The sequence below is a fragment of the Nonomuraea mesophila genome, assembly GCF_004352805.1.
GTDB classification, from domain to species: domain Bacteria; phylum Actinomycetota; class Actinomycetes; order Streptosporangiales; family Streptosporangiaceae; genus Nonomuraea; species Nonomuraea longispora.
The window spans coordinates 1-6,149 of sequence record NZ_SMLD01000295.1 but is presented as its reverse complement, the minus strand read 5'-3'; the positions used below and the strand labels follow the sequence as shown (position 1 = coordinate 6,149).

Genomic DNA, 6,149 nt, shown 5'->3' with positions numbered 1-6,149 from the left:
GTGTATAAGAGACAGCCCCAGAACCCCGGGCGACCGCGCCGGGCGCCTCCCCGTCCGGCCCTGACGAGGCTCCGCTCCACGGGCGGCCGCTGCGGGCGGCGCACGTGCTGAGCGCGCTGGCGAGCCGGCTGCCCGCCGACACCGTACTCGTCGAGGAGGCCCCGTCCTCCCGCCCCGACCTGCACCGGCTCGTGCCGGCGAGAAACCCGCTGGGCTTCGTCTCCGCCGCCATGGGCGGGCTCGGCTTCGGCGTGCCCGCCGCCGTGGGACTGCGCATGGCACTCCCCGACCGCCCGGTGGTCGCGGTCGTCGGCGACGGGGCCGCGTTGTACGGGCTGCACGCCCTGTGGAGCGCCACCCACTACCGGGTGGGCGCGCTCTTCGTCGTGCTCGCCAACGGCCGGTACGCGATCATGGACCGGCTGGCCGACCACCAGGGCGGCAAGGCGCCGTGGCCGCCGTTCACCGAGGTGGACGTGCGCGGCCTGGCGAGGTCGCTCGGCTGCCCGGCCAGGCGGGTGGACTCGTACGACGAGCTGACGGCGACGCTCGACGAGGTCGTGCCCGACCTACGCGCCCGCGAGGAACCCCTGCTGCTCGACGTGAACGTGACCGTGGACCTCGGCTTCCAGCCGTGACGCAAGCTCCGCGACCGGCCCCGGCGCCCACTCCTGCGACCGCACGACGCACACACCACCCACGCCCGCGCGACGCACACTCCCGGACCGCACGACGCACACACCACCCACGCCCGCGCGACGCACACTCCCGGACCGCACGACGCACACACCACCCACGCCCGCGCGACGCACACTCCCGGACCGTTCGACGCACACTCCCTCGACCGCGCCGCATGTACTCCCACGACCGTACGACACACACTCCCACGACCGCGCGGCACACACTCGCGCGTCCGTGTGACAGCAGGTGCCACCTGCGGTCCGTGCCGGCCGGTGTCAGGCGCCTGCCTGAACCCGCTCAGCGGCCTCCACCACATTGGAGAGGAGGAGGGCGCGCGTCATGGGGCCGACCCCGCCCGGGTTGGGGGTGAGGAAGCCGGCGACCTCCTCGACGTCGAGCGCCACGTCCCCGGCGATCTTCCCGTTGACGCGGGAGACGCCCACGTCGAGCACGGCCGCGCCAGGCTTGACCATGTCACGTGTGATGAGCTCGGGAACGCCCGCCGCCGCCACCACGACGTCGGCCCTGCGCACGTGGCCGGCCAGGTCCTGGGTGCCGGTGTGGCAGAGGGTCACGGTGGCGTTCTCGCTGCGGCGGGTCAGCAGCAGGCCGAGCGAGCGGCCCACGGTGATGCCGCGGCCGACCACGGCCACCTCGGCGCCCTTGAGCGGCACGCCGTATTCCTGCAGGAGCAGCACGATGCCGTGCGGGGTGCACGGGAGAGGCGCGTCGACCATGTGGACGAGGCGGCCGAGGTTGATCGGATGGAGGCCGTCGGCGTCCTTCGCCGGGTCCATCCGCTCCAGCAGGGCCATCGTGTCGAGGTGCTTGGGCAGGGGCAGCTGGACGATGTAGCCGGTGCACTCCGGGGAGGCGTTGAGCTCGTCGACGGCCGCCTCGACCTCGGCCTGCGTGGCGGTCTCGGGGAGATCTACGCGGATGGAGGCGATGCCCACCTCGGCGCAGTCGCGGTGCTTGCCTCCGACGTAGATCTGGCTGCCGGGGTCGTCGCCCACGAGCACGGTGCCGAGGCCGGGCGTGATGCCGCGTTCTTTCAGCGCGGCCACCCGGGTCGTGAGGTCGGCCTTGATCTTGGCGGCGGTGGCCTTGCCATCGAGTTTCACTGCGCTCATGCGGCAATCCTTCCATGCCTCGTGGCGACCGCCGTACAAGGTGTGCGGGGGTTCGCGGCGAGGGTAAGACAGTGATCACGTACGTGGCGGAGAAACACGTGTCAGGCCCCCTAGTTATCCACAGACCCCAGGCAGTCGGATCCGGTTATCCACAGGCAGCCGCTGACATCGTTGTCATTGATCTTCCAAACGCTTAGTGTTACGGGCGCCAGCAACAAGCTCAGGAGGTCCCCCTTGCCCACCCGCCTGTTGTCCGCAGAGTCGACCGATCTGTTCGTGGGCTCGCGTGACGAGCCGCATCAAGTGCTGCGCGTCACCGTCGCCGCAGGAGACCAGGAGACGTCGCTCGACCTGCGCGGCGAGGGCGTCCGCCTGGCCGGGCCGGTGAGCGCTCCGGCCACGGCCGGCGTGGTCGAGGTCCCCATGGCCGTGTCCGCGCCGCCCGGTGCCGCCGTGCCATGCGTGCTCACCCTGGGCGAGGAGTCCCTCGAGGTCACCGTCACGGCCGAGGAGCCGGGCTGGACCATGCACATGGTCTCCCACTTCCACTACGACCCGGTGTGGTGGAACACGCAGGCCGCCTACACCAGCCCGTGGGAGCTGCTGTCCGCCGACTCCACGACCAGGCCGCTCTATGAGCGGAACGCGTTCGCGCTGGTCGAGGCGCACATCGAGCTGGCGCTGCGCGACCCCGACTACCGCTTCGTGCTGGCCGAGGTCGACTATCTCAAGCCGTTCTTCGACCTCCACCCCGAGCGGCGGGCCGACCTGCGGGCCCTCATGGCGGAGGGCCGCGTCGAGCTGATCGGCGGCACCTACAACGAGCCCAACACCAACCTGACCGGCGCGGAGACCACGATCCGCAACCTGGTCTACGGCATCGGTTACCAGCGCGACATCCTGGGCGGCGATCCGCGCACCGCCTGGCAGCTCGACGTGTTCGGGCACGACCCCCAATTCCCCGGCCACCTCGCGGCGGCCGGGCTGACCGGCAGCGCGTGGGCACGTGGGCCGTTCCATCAGTGGGGTCCGATCAGCAAGAACTTCAAGCAGGCCAAGAACGACGCGGCGCTGATGCAGTTCCCCAGCGAGTTCGAGTGGATCTCGCCGTCGGGGCAGGGCGTGCTGACCCACTACATGCCCGCCCACTATTCCGCCGGCTGGTGGATGGACTCCTCGCCCTCGCTCGACGAGGCCTGCCAGGCGGTCTACGACCTCTACCGCTCGCTCAAGCCCGTCGCCGCGACGAAGAACATCCTGCTCCCTGTCGGCACCGACTACACGCCGCCCAACAAGTGGGTCACCGACATCCACCGCACGTGGGCCGCCCGCTACGTGTGGCCCAGGTTCGTCTGCGCCACGCCTCGCGACTTCCTCGACGCCGTACGCGCGGGCCTGCCGGCGTTCAGCCCTCAGACCCGCGACATGAACCCTATTTACACCGGCAAAGACGTCTCCTACATCGACACCAAGCAGGCCCAGCGGGCCGCCGAGGTGGCGGCGCTCGACGCCGAGCGCCTGTCGGCGTTCGCCGCACTGCTCGGGCTCGGCCGCTACCCGCACACCGCGCTCGACAAGGCCTGGCGGCAACTGGCCTACGGCGCACACCACGACGCGATCACCGGCTCCGAGTCCGACCAGGTCTACATCGACCTGCTGACCGGCTGGCGCGAGGCCCACGACCTGGCCGCGACGGCCCGCGACCGCGCGCTCGACGCCCTGACCGGCCAGATCACGCTTGACGGCCACAGCGTGGTGGTGACCAACACCCTGCCCTTCGCCCGCGACGGCCTGGTCCGCGTAAAGGTCCCCGCCGGCCACACCGTCGCCGACCTCTCCGTCGCCGGTCTCTCCGGGGCAAATCTCTCCGTCGCCGATGCTTCCGAGGCCGATGCTCCCGCCACCGATCTACCCGGGACCGACCTCGCCGAGACCGAGCTCCCCGCCGTGGCGGAGGGCGACACGCTGGCCTTCCTGGCCCGCGACGTACCCTCACTGGGCTGGCGCACCTATCGCGTGGTGCCGGGCTCCCCCGGCTCCTGGCAGAGTCAGGTCCTCGTAGCCCGCGACGCCGACCAGGAGACTCAGCCGGCGTCGGCCACCTCTCATCAGAGCCCCGCCACCCCTGACGCACCCGTCACCCCAGACGCTCCTGTCACCCCCCACCAAAACGCCACCCCAGACGCGCCCCTCACCTCCCAGCAGAACGCCGCCTCCCCAGAGGCGCCCGTCACCATCGAGAACGACCGGTGGCGTGTCACGGCGGATCCGGCGCGCGGCGGGGCGCTGACCTCTATCCTCGACCTCGCCTCGGGCCGGGAACTGCTCACCGGCCCCGGCAACGAGCTGCGCCTCTACCATGAATATCCGCAACACCCCGATATGGGCGAGGGCCCTTGGCACCTCATCCCCACCGGCCAGGCCGAAGGCTCCGCCGAGACGCGGGCGTTGTCGGCGACCGCTCAGACGAGCCCGATCGGCCACCGTCTGACGGTCACGGGCCAGGTCGGCGAGATCGCCTACGAGCAGACCGTCACCCTGCTGACCGGCTCCGACCGCATCGACTTCACCACCCGCGTGCTCGACCACACCGGGGCCGACCGCCTCCTCCGTGTGCGGTTCCCGGCCCGCGTCGAAGGGGCGCTGCCGGTGTCCGACGTGGCCGGTGCCGTGGTGGGGCGCGGGTTCGCGCTGCCCGACGTCGACACCGCCGAGCACCCGTGGACCCTCGACAACCCGGCCAACACCTGGTTCGGCCTGTCCACCACGGCGAAGGTCGACCTCGGCGAGGCGGGCGCGCGGGCCCTGGGCGTGGCCGAGGTCGTGGTGCCCGCCCTCGACGACGCGCCCAAGGCCCGCGACCTGGTGGTGGCTCTGGCCCGCGTGGGCGTCACCGCCACCACGTCCTCCGCGCCCGGCACCCGTTACGGCTGGCTCGACGTCGATTCCAACCTGCCCGACGTACGCATCGTCATCGGCGGCCCCGACGACAACCCGGTGGCCGCCGAACTGCTCTCCCGCGCCGACCCGGCCTACCTCGACGCGCTCAAGTCGGGCGCGTCCCGGGTGTGGGTGCCCGCCGAACACCCGCTGACGGAGGTTTGGCAACCGAGCGCCGACCTGCGCGACCTACGCGCCCTGCCCGCCCTGATCGTCACCGGCTCCCTTTCCGAGCTGGTGGCCGACCTCGCCGACGCCACGATCGAGGCGGTCTGCCCGCTGGGCACCGAACATCTCGACGACCGTACGGTCGCGCTGCTCACCTATGGCCTGCCCGGCTTCGCCGTCGACCCGTCGGGCGCCCTGCACCTGTCCCTGATGCGCTCGTGCACGGGCTGGCCGTCGGGCATCTGGCTCGACCCGCCCCACCGTGCGACACCCGACGGCTCGGGTTTCCAGCTCCAGCACTGGACACACGAGTTCTCCTACTCGCTGGTGGCCGGTGAGGGTGACTGGCGGGCCCTGCGGCTGCCCGCCGCGGCGCAGGAGCACATCACCCCGCTGCTCCCCCGTACGATCGACACCGCCCAGCAGGGCGACCTGCCGCAGGTGCACTCCCTCCTGACCCTCACGCCGGCCCGCGACGTGCTGCTGAGCACCCTCAAGGCCACCGGCAACCCGCACGCCCACGGCCGCGCCGACCAACCTGACGACGGTGTGACCATCCGCCTGGTCGAGTCGACCGGGCTGGGCTCCCAGGCCGCGCTCGCCTCCCCCGTGCTCCCTCTCGACCGGCTCACCCAGGCCGACCTGCTCGAACGTCCCGGCGAGCCGGCCACCGACCTCACCCTGACCGGCGCGCAGATCGCCACCTATCTCGCCCCCGCAGCCCTGCCCGCCACCGAAGCGCACGAGTTCGGCCAGGAGACCGAGTCCGCGCAGCCCGTCTACAGCCGCTACTGGCTGCACAACAAGGGCCCCGCGCCCCTGGGCTTCCTGCCGATCTCCGTCGCCATCGACCCCGGCCTCGTCACCTCGCCGCGAGAGCCCTTCCAGGTGGAGGTCGTCGTCTCCTCCCACCTGACCGACGAACCCCATGAGGGCGTGGCGGAGATCCGCGTGCCCGACGGCTGGGCCGCCACCCCGGCGCAGCGCCCCTTCCGCCTCGCTCCGGGCGGCCACCTTCGCTTCCCGGTGACGGTGACACCTCCACCCCAGCCGGGCTCCGGCCTCCACTTCGTCGCGGCCCGCACCACGGCGGGCGGCCAGGTCATCGAAGACGTCACCACGGTCGCCTTCGGTGACGCTCCCGAGCTGCCCGTGGCCGGCACCCCCGCCGAGCCGCGCCGAGCCAACCGCGGCACCACCTCGGCCACCGCCCGCCCCACCGGCCTG

At 72.0% G+C, this 6,149-nt stretch carries 3 protein-coding genes; 2 read left to right on the top strand and 1 reads right to left on the bottom strand.

The genetic code is table 11. From position 1 onward, the window contains the following. Window positions 1-104: 104 nt before the first annotated feature. Window positions 105-638, top strand: coding sequence for a thiamine pyrophosphate-dependent enzyme (locus tag E1295_RS46700; RefSeq protein ID WP_246081232.1), 534 nt, complete (start codon window positions 105-107; stop codon window positions 636-638). A 318-nt stretch (window positions 639-956) separates the two neighbouring features. Here E1295_RS46700 and E1295_RS46695 read toward each other — a convergent pair whose 3' ends face one another. Next, entirely contained in the window at window positions 957-1,814 is an 858-nt protein-coding gene (locus E1295_RS46695; RefSeq protein ID WP_132641630.1) for a bifunctional methylenetetrahydrofolate dehydrogenase/methenyltetrahydrofolate cyclohydrolase, read from the bottom strand. A 234-nt stretch (window positions 1,815-2,048) separates the two neighbouring features. On the opposite strand from E1295_RS46695, the gene E1295_RS51640 reads away from it, so the two are divergent. After that, a partial coding sequence (locus E1295_RS51640; RefSeq protein ID WP_246081231.1) for a glycoside hydrolase family 38 N-terminal domain-containing protein occupies window positions 2,049-6,149 on the top strand: 4,101 nt, incomplete at its 3' end.

Bases quoted from the DNA above. Each gene is read 5' to 3' on its own strand.
- E1295_RS46695 (WP_132641630.1), bottom strand. From the start codon at position 1,814: ATGAGCGCAGTGAAACTCGATGGCAAGGCCACCGCCGCCAAGATCAAG.